The organism is Amycolatopsis sp. cmx-11-51, assembly GCF_047608665.1.
In the GTDB taxonomy this organism is placed as follows: Bacteria; Actinomycetota; Actinomycetes; order Mycobacteriales; family Pseudonocardiaceae; genus Amycolatopsis.
In genome coordinates, this window is record NZ_JADNQO010000006.1 from 201,910 (window position 1) to 221,867 (window position 19,958).

At 70.0% G+C, this 19,958-nt stretch carries 13 protein-coding genes, 1 tRNA gene and 2 pseudogenes; 7 read left to right on the forward strand and 9 right to left on the reverse strand.

From position 1 onward, the window contains the following. Positions 1-3 precede the first annotated feature (3 nt). The 7 genes from ACM6LU_RS22700 to ACM6LU_RS22730 all read right to left on the reverse strand — a co-directional run bounded on the left by ACM6LU_RS22700 (position 4) and on the right by ACM6LU_RS22730 (position 10,892). Positions 4-1,074, reverse strand: a complete 1,071-nt coding sequence (locus tag ACM6LU_RS22700) for a replication-relaxation family protein (RefSeq protein ID WP_414939747.1) — start codon at positions 1,072-1,074, stop codon at positions 4-6. A 69-nt stretch (positions 1,075-1,143) separates the two neighbouring features. After that, positions 1,144-3,783 carry a helicase HerA domain-containing protein gene (locus ACM6LU_RS22705; RefSeq protein ID WP_414939748.1) on the reverse strand — a complete coding sequence of 880 codons (2,640 nt, stop codon included), beginning with the start codon at positions 3,781-3,783 and terminating at the stop codon, positions 1,144-1,146. Between the two features lie 56 nt (positions 3,784-3,839). After that, positions 3,840-5,792 carry a VirB4 family type IV secretion system protein gene (locus ACM6LU_RS22710; protein ID WP_414939749.1) on the reverse strand — a complete coding sequence of 651 codons (1,953 nt, stop codon included), beginning with the start codon at positions 5,790-5,792 and terminating at the stop codon, positions 3,840-3,842. Beyond that, positions 5,792-7,063, reverse strand: coding sequence for a PrgI family protein (locus tag ACM6LU_RS22715; RefSeq protein WP_414939750.1), 1,272 nt, complete (start codon positions 7,061-7,063; stop codon positions 5,792-5,794). The genes ACM6LU_RS22710 and ACM6LU_RS22715 overlap by 1 nt, the downstream gene beginning before the upstream one ends. After that, positions 7,060-9,315, reverse strand: coding sequence for a hypothetical protein (locus ACM6LU_RS22720; protein WP_414939751.1), 2,256 nt, complete (start codon positions 9,313-9,315; stop codon positions 7,060-7,062). Before ACM6LU_RS22720 ends, ACM6LU_RS22715 begins: the two co-directional genes overlap by 4 nt. Positions 9,316-9,318: 3 nt before the next feature. Continuing rightward, on the reverse strand, positions 9,319-9,681 hold the full coding sequence (locus ACM6LU_RS22725) for a pilin (RefSeq protein WP_378375863.1): 363 nt from the start codon (positions 9,679-9,681) through the stop codon (positions 9,319-9,321). Between the two features lie 155 nt (positions 9,682-9,836). Beyond that, on the reverse strand, positions 9,837-10,892 hold the full coding sequence (locus ACM6LU_RS22730; RefSeq protein WP_414939752.1) for a hypothetical protein: 1,056 nt from the start codon (positions 10,890-10,892) through the stop codon (positions 9,837-9,839). 550 nt (positions 10,893-11,442) lie between these two features. Here ACM6LU_RS22730 and ACM6LU_RS22735 point away from each other — a divergent pair. The 7 genes and pseudogenes from ACM6LU_RS22735 to ACM6LU_RS22765 all read left to right on the forward strand — a co-directional run. After that, the gene (locus tag ACM6LU_RS22735) at positions 11,443-12,519 is read left to right on the forward strand and encodes a hypothetical protein (protein ID WP_414939753.1); all 1,077 of its coding nucleotides are present in this window, start codon (positions 11,443-11,445) and stop codon (positions 12,517-12,519) included. Next, a pseudogene (locus ACM6LU_RS22740) lies at positions 12,516-13,713 on the forward strand (TRM11 family SAM-dependent methyltransferase). Before ACM6LU_RS22735 ends, ACM6LU_RS22740 begins: the two are co-directional and overlap by 4 nt. Next, a complete protein-coding gene (locus ACM6LU_RS22745; RefSeq protein ID WP_414939754.1) occupies positions 13,710-15,182 on the forward strand; it encodes a DNA cytosine methyltransferase in 1,473 nt (490 codons plus the stop codon). The pseudogene ACM6LU_RS22740 and the gene ACM6LU_RS22745 overlap by 4 nt, the downstream one beginning before the upstream one ends. Continuing rightward, entirely contained in the window at positions 15,179-15,544 is a 366-nt protein-coding gene (locus ACM6LU_RS22750; RefSeq protein WP_414939755.1) for a hypothetical protein, read from the forward strand. The genes ACM6LU_RS22745 and ACM6LU_RS22750 overlap by 4 nt, the downstream gene beginning before the upstream one ends. Continuing rightward, positions 15,499-16,098: a hypothetical protein gene (locus tag ACM6LU_RS22755; RefSeq protein WP_414939756.1), complete on the forward strand. Its 600-nt coding sequence runs from the start codon at positions 15,499-15,501 to the stop codon at positions 16,096-16,098. Before ACM6LU_RS22750 ends, ACM6LU_RS22755 begins: the two co-directional genes overlap by 46 nt. A 315-nt stretch (positions 16,099-16,413) precedes the next feature. Then, positions 16,414-17,154 carry a recombinase family protein gene (locus ACM6LU_RS22760; RefSeq protein ID WP_414939757.1) on the forward strand — a complete coding sequence of 247 codons (741 nt, stop codon included), beginning with the start codon at positions 16,414-16,416 and terminating at the stop codon, positions 17,152-17,154. A gap of 911 nt (positions 17,155-18,065) precedes the next feature. Continuing rightward, positions 18,066-19,160 (forward strand): annotated as a pseudogene (locus ACM6LU_RS22765) (recombinase family protein); the annotation flags it as partial. Between the two features lie 183 nt (positions 19,161-19,343). On the opposite strand, the gene ACM6LU_RS22770 reads toward ACM6LU_RS22765, so the two are convergent. Beyond that, positions 19,344-19,634, reverse strand: a complete 291-nt coding sequence (locus ACM6LU_RS22770) for a hypothetical protein (RefSeq protein WP_414939758.1) — start codon at positions 19,632-19,634, stop codon at positions 19,344-19,346. 211 nt (positions 19,635-19,845) lie between these two features. Continuing rightward, positions 19,846-19,918 (reverse strand) — tRNA-Ala (locus ACM6LU_RS22775). Between the last annotated feature and the right edge of the window lie 40 nt (positions 19,919-19,958).

Consider the following 19,958-nt stretch of genomic DNA (forward strand, 5'->3'; position numbering starts at 1 on the left):
GGTTCACCGCCTGCCTGTGCTCGGTCCGCGCGAGATGGCGGCCGGCGGCATCGGCACGGGGGCCGGGGCCATCAGCGCCAACGTCGAGTCCTGCCCGAGGACGGACTCATTGCCCGCGTCGGTGCTGGGCGGCGTGACGTGAGGCCAGGCGTCGAGCAGCCGGTGCAACTCGCGCCGGGCGCTCACCGCGTTGGCGCTGGCGGTGTCCAGGGGCAGCCAGACCTCGTCGGCGGGACTCGGGTGCGCGGCCTCGGGGTTGAGCAGCTCGGCCGCGGCGGTCGCGACCGGGACCGAGCGCGGGTCGTCGAGCTCGCGCCAGGCCCGCGCCAGCAGCCGGCGAGCGGTGGCCTCGCGCCGCGAGGTCGGCAACCACACCAGCAGCGGAGTGGTGATCCCCGTGGCCTCGGCGAGCGCGGCGTAGCCGGCCAGTTTCCCGGCGACTTTGGCCAGCACTTCGGTGCCGAAGTCGTACTCGAGGAAGAACTCGATCTCCCCACTGGCACTGGCCCACCGGCCGTAGGCGTCGGGCTTGATCAGGTCCCCGAAGTGCCGCGCGCAGCGGGCCTCCGACCACCACGCTCCGAGCGTGCTGTGCTCGTCGGCGTCGCTGTGGCGGGCGCGGTCGACCAGGGCGGTGAACCACTCGGCGACCCCGACGGTGTGCGCGAGCCGCAGCGAGTGGGCCACGCCGAAGGCGCGGTCGTGGCGATAGCCGAGTTCCTTGACATCCAGGCCGTCCTCGGCGGCCAGCACCGCGGCCCCGGCGGGCGCGAGGACGTAGTGCATCGGCGCGGTGCCGACGGTGATGAACGGCTGGAACCGGTCCACCACGCCCCACTGAAACAGTTCCCGCAACCGCATCCGGCCGGACCGAAACGACGGGAAGGCCAACGCGGTGATCTGGTGGGCGGTGAGCACGCGGTGCTCGTGCAGCATCCGGATGATCCACCGATCGCGCGGGGTCAGCCGCCACGCCAGCACCGCCTGGTGATCAGCGTTGTTCGCCGCGCGCGGAGTGGGCCGGGTCGCCTTGTGGCCCCGAAGAGTGCGCTGCCTGGTGGGATTGGTGATCATGACGCGAACCTCCGGAAGTGTTGAGCGGAAAGGACTTCCGCCCGTTGTTGTGGGTGCGGCCGAGTCGGGTCAGGACTGCTGGCGGCGCGGGTCGGCGCTGCGTGCCCGGACGCCGGACTGGCCTCGGCGATCGCCGCTGGTCGGCCGCGTCTGCCCCGAGGTCCCGGCGGGCCGCTGCGGAGGCCGGGTCGGTGCATGTGAACCGGACGCGGGCGCGGTGGCACCAGGAACTCGGCTGCGCAAGGCACGGCGCGCGATGCCGCGGATCTCCCGTGCGCGGCCGGGAATCGCGCGAGGAAGCTGCTGGGTGCGCATGGTGAACGGCTGCGCCTCTTCACCGTTGAGCACGAGCCGTGCGGCGGCGTGGTAGACGCCCAGGTGCGCCAGGTCGTGCTCGGACAGTCGGGGTGCGGTGTGGCGGGACAGTTCGCGGGAGTCCTCCGGGGAGGCGTTGAAGAAGATCTTGCTGCGGGCGTTGGTGGACATGCCTTCCCGCAACTCACGGGGAAGCTGGCCAAGATGCTGATGCGCCAAGGTCATCGCGACGCGGAAGCCCCGTGCCTCGGCCAGCATGTCCTCGATCGGGTAGGGCAAGTTCAAGAAGTTGTGGCACTCGTCGATCACCATCGACGCGTCCCGGCGCTGGCGTTGCGGCGTGCGGGCGCGGGCAGTGGTGGCCTGCCAGGTCCGTGCGACCACCAGCGACCCGACCAGCCGGGTGGTTTCCTCGCCGAGCGAGCCTTTGGGGATGCGCACCAGGCAGATCCCGCCGTCGAGCACCTCCGCCATGTCCACTGTGGAATGTCCGCCCGCGATGGCGTCGCGTACGAACGGCCTCAGCAGGAACGCCCGCAGCTTGTTCATCAGCGGGCTGATCACCTGACTGCGGGAGGAGTCGGTGAGTTCCTCGTACCAGGACCAGAACCCGCGCAGCACCGGGTCGGTGACCCCGGCGGTGACCCGTGATCGGAAGGCGGGATCGGCCAGCAGCTTGGGCAGATCGGCGAGGGTTGCGACGCCTTCCTGGGTGCGCAGGGTCAGGCAGGCGGCGCGCATCACGTCGTCGGTACGCGGACCCCAGAACGCGGAGTAGACCCGCCGGAACACCGAGACGAGGTTGTCGACGGTCAGGTCGGTTTCGCCGCCGTCCAAGGGGTTCAGGCACGGTGGCCGGGACTTCGAGTCGGCGTCGAAGATCACGACACGGTCCGCTACCGAGCGAGGCAGGCGGGACAGTATGTCGGTGACGAGGTCGCCCTTGGGGTCGATCAGCACGATCCCGCGTCCGGCTTCGGCGTCGGCCAGGATCATGTTGCCCAGCAAGGTGGACTTGCCGGAGCCGGTCGCGCCGATGACGTGCAGGTGGTGCCGCGCGTCCGGGACCCGCAGCGCCACGGGGCGTTCGTGTCCGGTGTCGGTGACTCCGATCGGCTTGGCCTCGGGGCCGGGCGTGGCGATGCCCGGTGGCGGCGAGATGGCGCGGGCGCCGGCACGCTGCACGCCGGGGATCGCCTCGTCGGTCGGCAAGTGCGCCAGCGCCGCCAGTTCGGCCACGGACAGCAGGTCGCCCTTGCCGAGGCGCCGGTCGGCCAGGACGGGGCCGGGGTGGCGGACGCGGTGGCGGGTGTAGTGGTTGTGCTCGGTGTAGGAGGCGAAGCTCGCGGCCAGCGCGTGTGCCCGGCCGCGGGCGACGTCCCGTGCCTGGCGGACCTCGCTCTCGGCGGCGTCGGCGGGCAGGAGGGTGGCGACGGCGTAGCGGATGACCGTCTCGTACTGCGAGCCGCGCTGTTTGCCGACGATGGCGCGGTTCTGCGCCGCGTACTCGAGCGAGGTCTGCGGATCGCTGTGCAGCGCCCCGGACTTCGCGTTGTTCCGCGTGGACCTGGATTTCACGCCAGGAGTGACCAGGTCGAGCAGGCGGCCGACCACACGGGTGGAGCCGCCGGTGTGCACCCGCCGCGCGGAGCGCCGGGCTTGGGCGACCCGGCGGCCGGTGACCGGGCGCGCGAGGATCTGCACACAGGCGTACTCGTCGCGGCCGAGCCCGACTGGGGCGCCGATCAGGGCGCGGAGCGGGTCGGCGTCGAAGTCGGTGCGGATCGGCAGCGCCTCCGAGCGGGCAAGACGGAGTTCGCCGCCGACGACCAGCCGTCGCTGCTGGTCGCCGGGTGTGGGCAGGGGTGGATCGGCGGTGCCGACCCGCGTGTGTGAGCCGGGCCAGGCGGCCTCGATGGCGCGCTCGACCAGGCCGGGCGGGATCACACCAGGCACCCACAGTCGGATGCCGACCCCCGCCTCGGAGAACGTGTACTCGCAGGCCACATGGGGCTGCCCGGTGAACCACCGGCGCCAGGCCGGGCGCAGCAGCCCGACGAGGTTGGACCACAAGGCTGCGCCGCCCGCGGGATCGACTGTGGGCGGGGCGAGCACGGTGACCTGGCGGGCGTCGGCGACAAGCCTCGCGTGGCAGCGCCGCGCCCACCGGCGCCGGCCGATCACGAAGCCCGCGATGCCGACCGCGAGCACCGGGCCGACAAACGGCCCCCAGGTGATCGCCCAGTCCCGCAGGTGACCCAGCAGCGCGCCGCCGGGGTCGCGTAGGTAGTCCCCGAGCCACCCATTCGTCAGGCCCGTCCGCACGATTCCGTGAGCAGCCAGTGCATGGGACAGCTCGGGGCGGTTGAGGGCAGCCGGTATCCAGGAAAGCATTACGGGTCCTTCCAAGAAATGTAGGAAATGCTCAATCGGAAAAGGGACGGCCAGCGTCAGGCGGCGTCGAGTTCGATGTCGTCATCAGCACCGAACGAACCGAACTCATCGCCCTCAGCCGCATACGCCTGCTCGCTGGCAAAGCCCAAGTCCACGAAGGACTGCTCCTCGGTGTCGGCCTCGCCGGGGTCGACGTCCGCGGCGTACCCGGCGAGTTCGGCCGGGTTGCTCGTGACGAGGTAGTGCTCTGTGTGTGAAGCAATACTTTGGAACGCGACGCGCTGGGTGCCCGCCGACAGCAAACCCTGGCCTCGGTCTGCCGACAGCAGGAATTGCCGTTCCCCGGCCGACAAATCGAAGGTCTGGGTGATCTCGTCGATGGCCTGCGACGCTTGCCGCAGCAAGACCTGGGTCGCCGCGTTGGCCACCACGGCTTTGCCGAGATCGTTACCGAGAACGTCGGCGGTGTCCTGGGTCGCGACTGTCAAACCCGCCCAGTGTTTCCGGGAGGCTTTGGCCATGCGGAACAGGAACTCCGCGCCCGACTTCTCTTTCATCAGCAGCCACGCCTCGTCCACGACCACCAGGCGTGGGCGGCGAATCGCTGGGTTGGACACCCGCCGCCACACCGCGTCCAGGGTGAGCAGCGTGCCGATGGCTTTCAGCTCGTCGGGCAGGTCCCGCAGGCTGAACACCACCAAGTGACCTTCGGGGTTGGTGGTCGTCGGGCCGTCGAACAGCTGCTTGAACGCGCCCTCGACGAACGGGTGCAACCGAGCGGCGAGCTCGACGGCGGCCGGGTCGCCGGCCTGGCCCGCGGTGGCCAGCTGGTCGCGCAAGGTCCGCAAGGTCGGTGAGGGACGAGTCCACGTACGGGCGTCGGCGGTGATCCCCACCGACTGGTACGTCGCGGCGATGCCCCGGTCCAGCGCGGCCCGCTCGGCGGCCTCCAGCTCACTGCCGACGAGCACCGCGATGACGGTGTGCAGGAACAGCGACCGTCGCACGAGGGCGTCTTTGGGTGCGGTCCGGCGGCCGTCGGCGCGGGTGTGGATGGGCAGGTCGAACGGGTTGAGCCGGACGTCGCGGGCACCGAGATGGACGTAGGTGCCGCCGACGGCGGCGGCCAGGCGTGCGTACTCGTCCTCCGGGTCGACGACCGCGATCTCGATTCCCCGGTACAGGCTGCGCAAGAGTTCGAGCTTGACCAGGTAGGACTTGCCCGCGCCGCTGCGACCGAGGATGACGGAGTTGTGGTTGTGCATCCCCTCGCCGAAACGATCCCAGTGCACCAGCCCTTGCGATCCGACGTTGTAGCCGTAGAGCACCCCGGACGGCGCGGCGACCGAGGTCGGGTCGGCCGCGGGCAGATCCGGGCTGGTGAACGGGAACGCTGCCGAGAGCGCACTCGTGTCGAAGGTGCGGCGCATCCCGATCAGGTCGAGGCCCATCGGCAGGGTCGACACCCAGCCCTGCAGTGACCGGTAGGTGGTGTGCTTGGCATCCAGTAGCAGGCTCGCCGCCAGCGAGCGCAGCGCCGCTACCTCGTCGGCCAGTGCCCGTTCGGACGGGGCGTGGATCGTGAGGTACAGCCCGACGCGGAACAGCTTGCCTTCGCCGCGCGCCACGCGGGAGGACAGGTCGTAGGCGTCCTCGGTGGCGGCTTCGACCTGTGGGTCGTAGAGGCGGCCGTGCTCGGCGGTGTGCCGCCGGCCGCTCTCGAGTTTGGCGAGCTGCTTCTTCAACCTGGCGGCGGCGGTGGCCGGGTCGATCGGCTCGACATGCAGCGCGACGTCGAGGCGGCCGGGGTAGGTCAACAGAGGCGCGAGCCAACCGGGGTGGACCTCACGCGGGAAGCCCGTCACGGCGAAGCTGGACACCCACTCGTTGCCGACCTCGAGATGCCGCGCGCCGACAGATAGGGCGTCCGGCGTGAACGCGGCTGCCCGGTGGTGCGCGGCGGGCCGAGTGTTGGTACGGCGCTGGGCGCGCCGCGTTCGGGTGGTCATCACAACCGCCCCCTCTCCGGGTAGTCGTCGTCTTCGTCCCCGTAGTCCCAGTCGTCGACCTCGCCGTCGTCCGGGCCGTACTCGTCCTGGTCGACCGCGGCACGGTCATCGCCCTGCCAGAACCTGCGGTCGTCGGCGAGGTCGCCGTCGTCCAGGTCGGTGCCGCCGGCGGTGGTAATGACCTCGTCGGCACCGGCCAGGGCCGCCGAGGGCGGCAGCAGGGTGTCGGGGTTGCACGCCGAGGCGAGCACGGCGGTGGCCTGCCCGGCGTCCAGCGGGGTGACCACGATCCCGGCGGGCGCGAGCAGCTCCATCGCTTCACTGAGGCGGCGCACCAGCCGGGACTCCGCCGCCCGCCGTGCCCCCGCGCTCGCCTGTGTGTTCTCGGCATTCGCGCGGCGTTTGCCGCGGGTCAGCGAGGACAGCACCGCCAGCGGGCCAGGGCCGCCGAGCCCATCGGTCGGCCCGGCGGCGCCCATCGGCTCGCGCAGGATCAGCAACACCTGACGGCGCAGCAGGTCGGTCTGCTCGCCGAGCTGCACGAGGTAGTCGGCGTGCTCGACGGCGGCGGCCTCCAGCGCCGGGTGCGGCAACCCGCCCGCGCGGGTCCGCAGCTCGGCGATCTGGCCGGACAGGTCGAGTCGTTCGGTGCGCACCAGCACCTGCACGGGCGCGGTCAGGCTGTGCAGATAGCGGCCGAAGGACGCGACCAGGGACTCCTGCTCGGCCGGTGTCCGCAGCGCGAAGTTCACCGTGGACGCGACCGCGACGACGGCCAGGCCGTCGGTGCCCAGGTCGACCACGCCGGTGTCGGTGACCGCCTCGGCGGGCAGCCGCAACGCCGACGGCGAGATCTGCTCGGGCACCGGCGCCTTGCTCTTGGCCTTGGCCGACCGGCTCTTGCCTGTGCCCGCGGTCCGGCTCGCACTCGTGGCGGCGGTCTGGGCGGTCAGCCATTCCGGCGCGGGGCGAACGCCTTCGGGGGCGGCGACGCGGTGGCGCGGTCCCATGCGTTGCCGGATCGCGGCGACCAACAGCCGGTCCATCGAGATCCCGTCGCGCTGGCCGAGCGCGATGACGGCCGCGCTCACCCCGATCGGGATGGCCAGCGCGAGGAACACCGGGAGCGGCACAACCGCGCGGGTGGTGGTCCACCCGGCGTAGAGCACGAGGCCGGTCACCGCGAGGATCGCCAGTTGGCGGGCGGTCAACGGGCCGATCACTTTGTCGGCCATGTCGACGTCGGCGGGAATGCGAACAGGCGAAGTCACGACTTACCTCCGGGCGTGGGTGGTGGCGGCGAGGGGCGCCGCGGTGGTTTCGGCAGGTCCAGCGGGAGGCGGAGTTGTTGCCCGGCGGGCGAGGCCGGTCGCGGCGGTGGCGTCGCCGGTGGCGGGGTCGACGGGCGCGGTGTGCGGCGCACGCCGTCGAGAGGGAGCGGGTACTGCCCGGAGCGGGTGGCCCGATTGCCCTTGTATGGATCGAAGGGCAGCTCCATCTGAGTGCCGCGTGCTCGAGCTGGGGGTGCGGCCGGGGGCGGCGGGCTCGATGGACGGGGTGTGCGGCGCACGCCGTCCAGTGGCAGCGGGTACTGCCCGGAGCGAGTCGGCCGATTGCCCCGGTAGGGGTCGAACTGCAGCTCCATCTGCTGCCCGCCCCGGCGTCGACCGCCTGGCTGGTTGGGTGATGCCGGAGGCGGCGTCGGCTTGACCCGCTCGGCGTCCAGCGGCAGCCGGTACTGGCCGTCGCGTCCGAGGACCGGCTTGTTCTCCGGCCAGTCGTCGCCGAGTGGCAGAGCCAGCTGGCGGCCTTGACCGGGCTTCGGTTTCGGCGCGGGAGCGGACTTGGGTTTGGCGGCCGGGCGGCTGCGGCGTACCCCGGTCAGCGGGAGCACGTACTGGCCGTCAGCGTTGGCGCGTGTGTGGGCGTAGGGGTCCGTCGTTCCGCGACCGCCGCCGCCCCCGTTGCCTCCGCGACCACCGCCGCCGGACGGTCGGGGCTTGCGGCCACCGCCGCCTCGGCCGCCAAGCAGGCCGAAGGTCTTGTAGGCGATGAAGCCGCGCACGATCGAGCCGAGGATCGAACGACCACCGCTGCCTTTGACCGAGGACAGCACCCAGAACGGGATCTTGAACAGGATGTACATCAGCGCGAGCGCGACGAGCAGGTTGACCAACCCGCTGACGGTCGGGCCGAACAGGGTGAACCCGCCGGGCGCGAGGAACACCTTCATCGCGGTGATCAACGTCAGCGACTGCACGACCTGGATGGCCAGGCAGCCACCGAACGCTTTCCACCACCATTTCGCGATGCCCTCGGTTTGTGGGAGCGCGTGGAACATCAGTGCGATCGGCGCCCCGGCGATCAGGATCACCGTCAGCGCGACGCGCACGACGTAAGTGACCAGCAGGACGACCAGCATCCCGGCGAGGAAGATGCCGATGAAGATGATGAAGATGCCGCCGTTGAGCGAGCTGAGGGTGAGGTTGCGCAACGTCTCGCTGGCCGAGCTGGCGTCCAGGCCGCCGCCCATGACCGCCTGGGCGAGCCCGTTGGCGATCTCGATGCCCTTGGTCGCCACCCACAGCGACAGGGCTCCGGCGAGGAACCCGACGACGATCCGGGGCGCGATCTCCTTGATCGAGTGCCGGGTCTGCAGGGTCTGGTAGCCCATCACCAGGATCCCGGCGATGAGGATCAACATCCCGTAGCAGGCGAGCAGGATCTGCCAGGAGTTGTCCCACAGCTCCCCGATCCGCGGCAGCGAGTCGGGCGTCGGGGTGGTCAGCAACGTCTTGGACAGCAAGTCCAAGAGCGGGTTCAACGCGGCGGTGACGATGCCCCGGAAGAACGCGTTGATCGCGTTGGTGATGCAGCCGCCGATGTCGGTGATCCCGCAGTCGGCCTCGCCGTTGTCACCGTTGCCGGGCTGGCCGGTGCCGGGGTTGGTGGGCGGTGCCGAGGTCGGTGGTTGCGGGATGCAGCCCTCCCCCGTGCACGGGGGAGGCGCCGGTGTCGTGGGAGACGGCTGCAGGCACTCGTACTGGAGCGAACCGGGGAAGCACGTGACCGGCGTGCTCGGCCCGGTCGGGATCGGCAGCGGGATGCCGGTGAGCGGCGGCGTGGTTGTGGGCGCGGGAAGGTGGCAGACCGGAAGCGGCGAGTCCGGTGTGCACGGGTCTCCGGTCGGCAGCGGCAGCGGCGGGGGCTGCGCTGGCTGTACCGCGGCCGGACCACCGGGCGTTGCGGCGGCGCTGACGGCGAGGGTGCCGCCCAGCAGGACGACCAGGCTCAGCGCCAGCATCACCAGCGCTCGGCTTCGCGTCATGCGCAGCCGCCGAACCCATCGGCCGGGCCGGGTGCGCCGGCCACCGGCTCGCCGCGTGCTCGCGGCCGGGGGCGCGAGCAGTTCCCGGTTGGTGCCGGTGGCCTCCGCGCGAGCCTGTGCGGGCTCGTCGGAGCGCAGGCTGTGGACGGTCGGAGCGGCCGATGTCCGACGACGGGCGGGCCTGGTCGTGGACATGGCTCAGGCCCCCACGATGCCCTGGAGCACGGTGACGACCAGGGGTGCGAGCGCGGCCAGGCCGTAGCCGATCGCGGCGGCTTTGAAGCACTCCTTGGCCTTTTCCTGCTCGCCGGGATCGCCGCCGCCCATCACCCGGCGGACTCCGCCGATGGACAGGAAGACGGTCGCCAAACCGGCGAGCACGCCCATCACCCAGTTGCGGATGTTGGTCAGAACCTGATCAACGGATCCGGCCAGGGCGACCACTACGGTGTCCGCATGTGCGGCCGAGGCGGGCACGAACAGCGCCACGACGGTCACGCCGGTGAGCAGTGCGAGGTTCCGCCGCAGGGTGGTCCGGCGGCCCGCCGACGCGGAAGACATCCGAGGTGTGGCGGGCGCGTTGGCAGACGACTGAGAGGTGCAAGGGCTAGTGCGCCGGGCTCGGCGAGCCGCCCCGCGAGGAAGGGTGACGGGTCCGCGGCGAGGCCGACGGTCGCTGCTGCGACGGTCTGGCCGGCGGCGGACGGGCGAATGGGTCAGGCGCATCGCGGCACCTCCGGAGTCGTGCTCGACAGCCGCCGGGGTGTTCCGGTCGAGCGGTCGAGCGAGGTGGTGTGCGCGGGAGCGGCTGGGGTCCTCCCGCAGCCCTCGACTCCGGATTTGGGGGCCTTTTTCCAGGCGCGTGACCGAACCGTGACCAACAACTTTCCGCCGATCCTGGTCACCGTGCGTGACTTTCGGGTCGGCCGGAGTGCGGCACGGCTGGCATCACTCGCGGCGGCGGTGATGGCCGTCGCGTTCACCGCACGGATCTCCACATCGCGCTCGCGGCGGTCGGAGGGGTCGTCGTGCGGGGCCTGGTCGGTGAGCCAGGCGAGCAGGCGCGCCTCGGCCTGGCTGCGGACCCAGTGCAGGGCGGTGACCTTGACGCCACGGTCGGCCGCGGCGGCGGTGAGCGTGTAGTCCTCGAGGCGGGTGGAACCGATCAGTTCGGCCTCGTCGCCGGTGATCGCCCCGTCGGCGACGGCGCGGGCGAGGACAAAGTCCGGGTGCCCCCACGGCGGGGTCGGCTCGCTGGAGTGGAAGTCCTCATCGGTGGGCATCGGGCGGTCGAGCGCTTCGCGGATGAACAGGTGTCCCGCGCGCAACCCGGCGCAGCGCAGCCGCCACATGACCCACGGCTTGGCAAGGTCGATGCTCGCCAGCTCGGACAGGAATCCGGTCAGGATCGCGGCGTGAATGTCGCGGTGGTCGTCGGCGTAGGGCGCGGACAACTCGGCGGCGATGGCGAACAGCGCGGGCAGCGCGACGCCGACGCACGCCACCGTCCAGGTGCCGCCCTCGTCGCGAGAGCGGGTGACCAGGTGGACCCAGATCGGGTCCACGGTGGACATCGGAAGGGTGGCGTCGAGAAGAAGGTCCCGCAGCTCGTTCAGGGGTACCCGCCGGCGGGGCAGGCCGGGGAAGAGCCAGCCTTCGATGGAGACCGGGCTCGGCCCGGCGACCAACCACTCGAACGCTGTCCGCGCGGAATCCAGCGGCAGCGAGTCACGCTCGAAAGGCGTGCGGCGGAATATGCGATTCGGGGCCATGTCGGCTCCTTTGCGTGGTCCGGGAAACAGTGACCAGGCAAGGAAGCCAAATGAGGTCCACCAAAACGCCACGAAACCGCCACCAAATGGCCTCCAAAGCGCCACCGATGATCTTGACTAGCCACTCTCAGCCGCCACCAAGATCATCTAGGGCTCCCGCGCGCGCCCGCTCTGACGGCCGGACAAGATCATTTGATGATCGCCGGTAATAGGCTTTGAACTGCGACAACAGTGTTTTGGTGGCGTTTTGGTGGCGATCCGGTAATACCCCACAGAGCGAAGATCGGGCCGCAACGCGGCACCGGCTGCTCTCACGTCTTGAGGTCGCCGGAAAAACTATGGAGCCCGCTCGACGGGCAGCTCGACACAAGCTCTAAGCGGGCACGCGCGCGCGAGCCTCATACACATTCTTTGACCCCGAATAGCGGCGAACATTCGGCGATAAACATTAGGTAACAGCCCTGGAAAAGTGGGTCGTTTTTCGGAGTTGGGGGGTGTCACAGGGCGCCACGTATCGCGGCGCGCACCCCAGAGGTTCTGCGAGGATTCCATGACCCAGTCCGACCACTCCACGAGCCGCGGACCGAAGCGGCGCGGTGACACGACTCGCCCGGCGAGCACCCGCTCCGGTACCCGCCGAGGCGGGGATCGCCGCCCCTATCCGACCGCGTCGACCACCACCAGGGTCAGTCCCGCCAAGCCCGGTTCGGCGAGCACCCGCTCCCGGTCGCGCGGGTCCACGGCGACGCCCACCCCGGCGACGGTCTGGACGGCCGGTCCGGCGCCGATCGAGCTCGGCACGGCCTGGCCGGAACCGATCGTCAGCAAGATCGTCGGCTCGTTCAGCGAGTCCGGCGGGCGGGTCGTCCTGCTGCCCTGGCCGACCTCCGGCGGCCGTGCGCCGCTCGCACCGGTCGGCGCGGACGGGGTGATCGACCATGCCCCGGCGACCGAGCCGGACCACGCGCTGGCCGACGCGCTCGCCGCCGTCGAGGCGCTTGACCGGACCGGCCGCGTGGTGCGCGTCGCGGCGGACCCGACCGCCACCGGTCCGGGTGCGCGCCCGTTCTGGGCCGACCTTGTCGGCGACTCCGATCGCTCGGCCGTGACCGTCTTCCCATCGGTGGCGTCGGGCGTCGGCGACGGGGTGTTCGACGGTGCCGAGGACGCGCCGGCCGACAACGACCTGATCATCACGAGCCTGCGCCCCGAGCACGGCGGCGACCAGTCCAGCGACCTCGTGGCGTTGGTCGCGGCGCGACTGCTGCGGGTCGGCGGGATCCTCGTCGTTCTCACTCACTGTGACTGGCCCGCCGGGGAGCTGATCGACCCGACCGGCGCTGTCGTGGCATCGGCGCAGAATGCCGACCTGCTCTATCTGCAGCACATCGTGGCCCTGCACGCGCCGGTGCGCGGCGGCCGGTTCGCCGCCGAATCCCTCATCGAGCCCGACGGTCCGGCGGCCGGGAACGAGGCGCGCGCTCGACACCGCGCGGCTGTACGTGGGCTGCCCGCGCCGCATCGGCGCATCCACTCCGACGTCCTCGTCTTCGCTCAGCCGCATGACTACGAGCCGCCTCGCCAGAGCCCGGCCGACGCGGCGCTCGAGAGCGGAGTTATCCGATGACCTACGCCCAGGTGCCGAACCCCGCCCAGCCCGGACACCACCGCCAGGAAGGCACGACCGTGGCCGACGACCGCTTCCCGCCCGCCCTGTCCGACACCGGCACCAACCCGGCCCCGGCCCGTGTCGAGAACCCGGTGGACGGGCCGACCCAGCGCGTCCCGCGCGCGCTCATCGACGACCTCGACGGCACCACAGGTACGCCGCCGGAGCGGGTCGTCGACGACTCGGCGGGTGACGTTGCGGTGTCGGTGTGGACGACCGCGCAGACCTCCCCGGCGGCCCAGCGCAAGGGCCGCTACACGCCCGAGTCGACCGCGCACCCGGCGAAGATGCTCCCGGCCGTCGCGGCGCACGCGATCGCCCACTACACCGAGCCGGGCGATCTGGTGCTCGACCCGATGTGCGGGATCGGCACCACGCTCGTCGAAGCGCTGCACGCCGGGCGCCGCGCCGTCGGTATCGAGTACGAGCCGCACTGGGTCGACGTCGCCCGCGCCAACCTCGCGCTCGCCCACGACGCCGGGGTGCAGCACGAGGGGCGGGTGTTCCACGGTGACGCCCCGCCAGATTGCGTCGCTGCTCCCGCCGGAGTACGTCGGGCAGGCCGCGCTCGTGGTCACGTCGCCGCCGTACGGACCATCCACGCACGGGCAGGTCGTGAACGGCCCAGGCAAAGGCATCCAGAAGTACCACCACCTCTACGGCAACACCCTCGACCGCGGGAACCTCGCCAACATCGGGCACCACCGGCTGCTGGCCGGGTTCACCCGCATCCTCGCCGGACTCGCCACCTACCTGCGTCCGGGCGGGCACATCGCCATCACCATCCGCCCCTGGCGCGAACACTCCGAACTGATCGACCTGCCCTCACAAGTCCTGGCCTGCGGACTGCACGCCGGCCTGATCCCCGTCGAACGCTGCGTCGCGCTGCTGGCGCGCGCCGCGGAGCACGACCTCGTCGCGCGCGGATCCTTCTTCCAGCGCGACTTCATCCGCAAACAGCGCGAAGCCGGGCTGCCGCTGCACCTCATCAGCCATGAGGATGTGCTGATTTTCCGCACGGCCCTGCGCCGCCCGGCGGGTTCGGGAATCTCGACGGACCGTCAGGATTCCCGACGTTTCCTCACCGGCCGAACGCGGCACGCCCAGAACCCGAGCGGCGAGTCGGGTGTGCCGGATAGCTGGGCGGCATGACCACCCGGCCTCGCCGCACCCGAGCCCGGTCGGGGCGCGACTCCGCCCCCGTCCTCGTCGCCGTCACCACGACGGCGGCGGGGGCGGTGCGGGCGGCCACTTCGCCGACCGTGCCGGACGAAGCGGCGCAGGGCATGTCGATCGCCGCGAGCACCGGACCGGTCGTCGGGTCGGTGTGCACGGGCTACCTCGGACTGGACCTCGGCGTACTTGCCGCGCTCGGCGGCGGACGCATCGCCTGGTGCGCCGACCCCGACCCGCACATCGCTCAGATCCTCGCCACCCGGCTGCCGGGCGTGCCCAACCTCGGCGACGTGCGCGCCATCGACTGGACCACGGTGGAGCCAGTCGATGTGCTCACCGCCGGGTTCCCCTGCCAAGACATCTCCGCCGCCAGGCGGCGCGCGGGCATCGAGAACGGAGCACGCAGTGGCCTGTGGACCGACATCGTGGCGGGCGTTCGCCTACTACGACCCGCGCTGCTCGTCGTGGAGAACGTCGCCGCGCTTCGCTGGAAAGGCGGAGGTCTCCACCGTGTACTCGGCGACCTGGCCGAAGCAGGATATGACGCGCTCTGGCGTAGTGTCCGCGCCGCCGACGTCGGCGCGGCACACCGCCGCGAGCGGGTGTTCCTGTGCGCCTGGCCCCGAGCCGGTGCCGCCGAGTACGGAGGCGGAGATGCTGCCGACCCCGACCGCGCACGACGGTTCCTCCAACGGCATCTCAGCGTCCAGCAGACAGGGCGGCCCGTCGCTGTTGGACCAGTTGCGGCTGCTGCCGACACCGACCGCCTCGGACGCGAAGAACTGCACTCACCGGACGCAGGGTGGTGGTCCGTCGCTACCCGACCAGGCGCGGCTGCTGCCGACGCCGAGGGCATCCGACACGGGCACGGCGGGGCGCCGGGCGGGGGTGGGGTTTCGACCGCCGTTGTCGCAGCAGGTGCTTCCGTTGGTCGACCCCGAGGCGTTCCTGCCGACGCCTCGGGCGACCGACGGGACGAAGGGCTGCCCGGCGCAGCGCGGGTCGAAGGGCGACCTGATGTTGCCGTCGGCGGTGATGCGCCTGCTCGTCCCGGACGCGGGCGGCGGCATCTCGTAGCCGTCGCCGACCCGGATCTCGCCTCGTCGGCACCGGTGCAACCCGAGGTGGACTGGGGCGACTACGCGTCGGCCGTGCGGCGCTGGGAACAGGTGCTCGGGCGACCCGCACCATTCCCCACGCAACCGGGCGTCCACGGGCGTCCCGTGCTGGCCCCTGCCTTCGTCGAATGGCTCCAAGGTCTCGAGCCGGGCTGGGTGACGGGTCTCCCGCTGCCGCGCACCGCGCAGCTTCGTGCGTTGGGCAACGGTGTCGTCCCGCAGCAGGCCACGTATGCCGTCGGCTTGCTGCTCGCCGACCTCGCCGCACTCCTCGGCGCAGGTTCGACCGAGCCCTCCGGATACGCAGAGGAGGCGAAGGCGGCATGACCAATTCAGCCTCTGCTCACGACGCCGGTCCGGTCTTGCGATGCCTCTCGCTGGGCGCCGGGGTCCAGAGCAGCGCCGTACTTTTGCTGGCCTGCGAGGGCGTGATTCCGCGCTTCGATGTCGCGCTGTTCGCCGACACCGGCTGGGAACCACGCGCGGTGTACGCGAACCTCGCCCGGCTGCGTGCGCACGCGGAGACGTTCGGCATTCCGGTGCGCACGGTGTCGGCGGGCAACATCCGCGACGACGCCTCGATCCGGCCCACCGGTTCGTGTCGATGCCACTGCACGTTCTCAATCCAGACGGCAGCCGTGGCTTGGCGCGCAGGCAATGCACTAGCGAGTACAAAATTTCGCCGCTGAAGAAGGCGGCGCGCGAACTGCTCGGCTACCCGCATCCGCGCCGTGTGCCGCGCGGGGTGTACGTCGAGCAGGCCATCGGCATCAGCACCGACGAGTTCACCCGCGCCAAGGACTCCGGCGTCAAGTACCTGCGCAACGTGTTCCCGCTGATCGACCTCGGCTGGGACCGCACGCGGTGCGCCGACTATCTCGCCGAGCGCGGGTTCGGCGAGACGGTGAAAAGCGCCTGCGTCGGGTGTCCGTTCCACGGCAACGCGGGCTGGCGCTGGCTGCGCGACAACGACTCCGACGGCTGGGCCGAGGCGGTCGAGTTCGACAAGGCCATCCGCGACGGTTACCCGCACGCCACGACTCAAGGCCAGCAATTGCGCGGGCAGTACTTCCTACACCGGTCCTGTCGGCCGCTCGACGAAGTCGACCTCGACCCGCCCGCTCCGGGAAAGCGGCACCTGCGGCTGGTCTCTACCAAGGCGGTGGAGGAGGACGACCCCGACGGCTGTTCGCCTTGGTCGTGCCGGTCTGGCACCCCGGTCACCGAGGAGCGTGCGGCATGACAGGGCTGCCGCGCTCGCGCGCGGAGGCAGGGCACGGACTCCTCTGGTCAGGTCTGGCGGTGTCGGCCGCCAACTGCCTGCGCTTCGCGCTGGCTTGGCACACCCGGCTTCTGACCTCCTTGCGCGTCGAAGAACCCGGCCGCCAGCCCGACCGCGGGCGACTTCCGCGCGCGGCAAGGAGCCGCGAGCACGCGGCCAGAGAACCGGACGCACCCGCCCTGGCTCGCCGCGCCCGCGCCAGGCCGGAGGCCGGACGGCCGCTCGCGCGCAGAACTCAGCCGCCGCATAGCCCTTTCACGGAATTGGAGAACCGCCATGCCTTCGAACACCACCGCGCAGGATGAGTCCGGCGACCGCATTCCGCGTTGGGCCGCGACCGCCGGCCACCAGACCTTCGGGCAACGCCTCACGGCGATGGGCGCCCGACTGTTCGGTTCGGCGACGGACCCGGACAAAGGTGAGGCAACGCCGTCGTGGCAGGTGCGGCAACACGTTTTGCGCGACTACCACGGCACGAATCTCGCTGCGGCTCGCACCGTGTCCGAGGAGTTGGTGCGCGCCGGTTTCAACACCGGGGACGTGCCTTACGGCTATCGCGCCCGGCGGGTCCGAGTCACCCCGGTGGGCCGACAACCGCGCTGGCGTACCCGGCTGCTGATCGAACCGGTCGAAGCGTCCACGGTGCGGATGATTTTCGTGTGGAGGGGCGAGGATCGCTTGTCCACCACGGAGATCCGTCGCCGACTCGCCGCGTCCCGCTACCCCGCGCCGTTGGACCCCGAGACGGGCGAGCCCGGTGTGTGGACGGTGGCGATTGTGCGGGCGATCCTGCGCAACCCGAAGTACCTCGGCCGCCAGGTCTGGGGGCGCACCCAGCACGGAAAACCGACTCCACGAGCTGACTGGGTCTGGTCGGAGGTGTGGGTGCACCCACCGCTGGTGACCGCCGAGGAGTTCGCCGTCGCCGACCGACGCTCGTGGGGTGTCCCAGCCTCGGCCGGGGCCAACGACCTCTCCGCGAAGGCGCTGCCGCCCGACCAACGGCGGGCCGCGTGATGGCCGCGAACCACTACCCAGACGGGCTGACGATCGAAGCCATCACCGCACTGCAGCGGGAAGTCAACGACGAACTTCGGCGGGAGGGCTACCCCGTTCAGCCAGTACAGCTGGCGTTCCGGGTGGTCCGGCCAGCCCCGGCACACAGGCTCCAGGCTGACCACTCGTCACCACGAACCGGCGGCTCGCCAACGCGGTCGCAACCGACCGGAGGTGGCTCCGCCCGGAGCCTTCAGCGGCCCAGCGGACAACGAGGGCGCCCGGCCGACGATGTGGCAGCCAGTTCCGGTTCGGGGTGACCTGTGACTCCGCAGAGAAAGAGAAGGCAGAGAAAAGGCCACCCCGCCAATACTCGGCGTGTTGCGATCCGAGGAATTCGCCACGATCCGCCAGACATTCGCAAGCTCGCAAAAGTCATCGTGAGTCTCGCAACAACAGCAACGCAAGACGAAGAGGTGCCCGCAAGTGACTCGTTCAGCGCACGAGAATCAATCGTCGCGCCAGAAGGGCAACGAATCGACCATACCGAAGCGGCGTAAAGAATCGCGGCATATCGAGGTAATATTTTGAATTGAACAAACGGAGATTCCAACTTTCGGGTGGTAGCCATTTTGTGGCGATCTCTCATTCCGAACTAGACGGGAAGAGCGTGGGATGACGGGCGCGAACGCAGAACCTTCCGACAACTCGTGCAAGGGTGTTTTCCCCACGGCGCTACCGGCAGCCTCCACCGCGGCGGAGCCGAAGCTTCGGGTCGCCACCTATCGGCGCGTGGCGTCAGACATCCCGGTCACGACTGCATCCCTAGACGCGCAGCGCGCGGCGTGCCAACGCCTTATCGAACAGCTCGGCCTGCACCTCGTTGACGTGTTCATCGAGCCCGCGCACTCGGCGACCGAGACGAGTGTGCGATGACCAGCGCGTACGAAGATCTCTTCGACGAACTGCTAGGGGATGACGCTCTTCCGGTCGTCCTATCGACGGTCACCGAGGCGGTGGAGCCGGGCAGTCGGGCAGTGATCTATCTTCGGGTGTCATCGGCTGGCCAGGTCAAGAACGACTACGATCCTGAAGGCATTTCGATACCCGCCCAGCGCGTCAAGTGCCGGGGCAAGGCCGAGCAACTCGGCTTGACGATCATTGATGAATACGTCGAGCCTGGTCGCACGGCGACCGAGATGTCGAAGCGAGTCGAGTTCCAGCGGATGCTCACGCGAGTGCGGAACGCTGGCGACGTCGACTACATCATCGTCTACAAGCTCTCCCGGATGGCGCGGAACCGGCTCGACGACGCCATCGTCATGGCTGATCTCCGCAAACGCGGCGTCACCCTCGTGTCGGCCACCGAATCGATCGACGACTCACCTGTCGGCCAGCTTATGCACGGCATCCTGGCCACCTTCAATGAGTACCAGTCGCGGGAGTCGGGTGCCGACATCGCGTACAAAATGAAGCAGAAAGCCAAGAACGGCGGCACGATCGGCCGCGCCCCGCTGGGCTACCTCAACGTCCGCGACCGGTTCGACGGCCGCGAGATCCGCACCATCGCCGTCGACCCCGAGCGTGCACCCTTTGTCCAGCTTGCTTTCGAGCTCTACATCACCGGCGACTACTCGTTGGAAGACCTGTCCGACGAGCTCTACGATCGCGGACTGCGCACCCGGCCCACCGGCCGTCATCCCGCCAAGCAGGTGTCGATCAACAAGCTCTCGATGATGTTGCGGGACCGCTACTACCTCGGGTACGTGGAGGTCGACGACGAGGAGGTCCAAGGCCGCCACGAGCCACTCATCGACGAGGACCTCTTCGACCGCGTCCAGGATCTCCTCGAATCCCGCTCCACAGCAGGAGAACGCCGCCGCGAGCACCCCCACTACCTCAAAGGTTCGCTGTTCTGCGCACGCTGCAAGCGAGCGGGCATCACCCAGCGGATGATCGTCCAGCACACCGTCAATTCCCGTGGCAGCGCATACACCTACTTCTTCTGCCGCAACAAGCAGAACGGCACCTGCGAAGCTCCGCACATCAACGTCGCCCTCGTTGAAGACGCCGTGGAAAACCACTACGCGACGATCCGCTTCAGCACCCAGTTTATCGCTACCGTCCGTGCCGAGGTCGCCCGCGCCATCGACGAGCAAGAAGCCTCCGAGCGACTGCTCCACAAGCAGCTCACCACGGAGATGAAGGCGCTAGACACCCGCGAAGAGAACCTCATCGAACTGGCGGCCGACTCCACCATCGGGCAGGACAAGATCAAGACCAAGCTCCGCGAGATCGCCCGCCAGCGACGACGCCTCGGCGAACGCCTCACAACCACGACCGAGAACCTCTCGGACAGCGCCGGGCTCATCGAAGCCGCGCTCACCTTGCTGGAGAACCCTCAAGAGCTCTACCGCCGATGCGACGAACAGCAACGCCGCATGCTCAACCAAGCGATCTTTTACTGCATCTACGTCGATGACGACCAGATCGCCGACCACAGCCTCCGGGAGCCCTTCGCACACCTGCACGCCGTCCAGAGCGACTGGCGGACCACTGACGTGACCGTGCCAGAGCCACGAACCGACGCCCTGCCCCGAAATGCCAAAAGGGCCGCCTCCCAAAAGGGAGGTGGCCCCGTGGCTACCAACAGTCTTCAGGTCCTACTACGTGGCGTTGTTTCGGCCCCGTGTTCTAGTAATACCCCTAGGGTGGAGCTGAGGGGAATCGAACCCCTGACCTTCTCGATGCGAACGAGACGCGCTACCAACTGCGCTACAGCCCCTGGTGAAACGTGCCCCTCGTTTGGGGCTCCATGAGCGTAT

Excerpts from the sequence above, each read along its gene's own strand:
- ACM6LU_RS22710 (WP_414939749.1), bottom strand. The coding sequence starts at position 5,792 with ATGACCACCCGAACGCGGCGCGCCCAGCGCCGTACCAACACTCGGCCC.
- ACM6LU_RS22750 (WP_414939755.1), top strand. The coding sequence starts at position 15,179 with ATGACCAATTCAGCCTCTGCTCACGACGCCGGTCCGGTCTTGCGATGC.
- ACM6LU_RS22725 (WP_378375863.1), bottom strand. The coding sequence starts at position 9,681 with ATGTCTTCCGCGTCGGCGGGCCGCCGGACCACCCTGCGGCGGAACCTC.
- ACM6LU_RS22700 (WP_414939747.1), bottom strand. The coding sequence starts at position 1,074 with ATGATCACCAATCCCACCAGGCAGCGCACTCTTCGGGGCCACAAGGCG.
- ACM6LU_RS22735 (WP_414939753.1), top strand. The coding sequence starts at position 11,443 with ATGACCCAGTCCGACCACTCCACGAGCCGCGGACCGAAGCGGCGCGGT.
- ACM6LU_RS22705 (WP_414939748.1), bottom strand. The coding sequence starts at position 3,783 with ATGCTTTCCTGGATACCGGCTGCCCTCAACCGCCCCGAGCTGTCCCAT.
- ACM6LU_RS22720 (WP_414939751.1), bottom strand. The coding sequence starts at position 9,315 with ATGTCCACGACCAGGCCCGCCCGTCGTCGGACATCGGCCGCTCCGACC.
- ACM6LU_RS22760 (WP_414939757.1), top strand. The coding sequence starts at position 16,414 with ATGCCTTCGAACACCACCGCGCAGGATGAGTCCGGCGACCGCATTCCG.
- ACM6LU_RS22745 (WP_414939754.1), top strand. The coding sequence starts at position 13,710 with ATGACCACCCGGCCTCGCCGCACCCGAGCCCGGTCGGGGCGCGACTCC.
- ACM6LU_RS22730 (WP_414939752.1), bottom strand. The coding sequence starts at position 10,892 with ATGGCCCCGAATCGCATATTCCGCCGCACGCCTTTCGAGCGTGACTCG.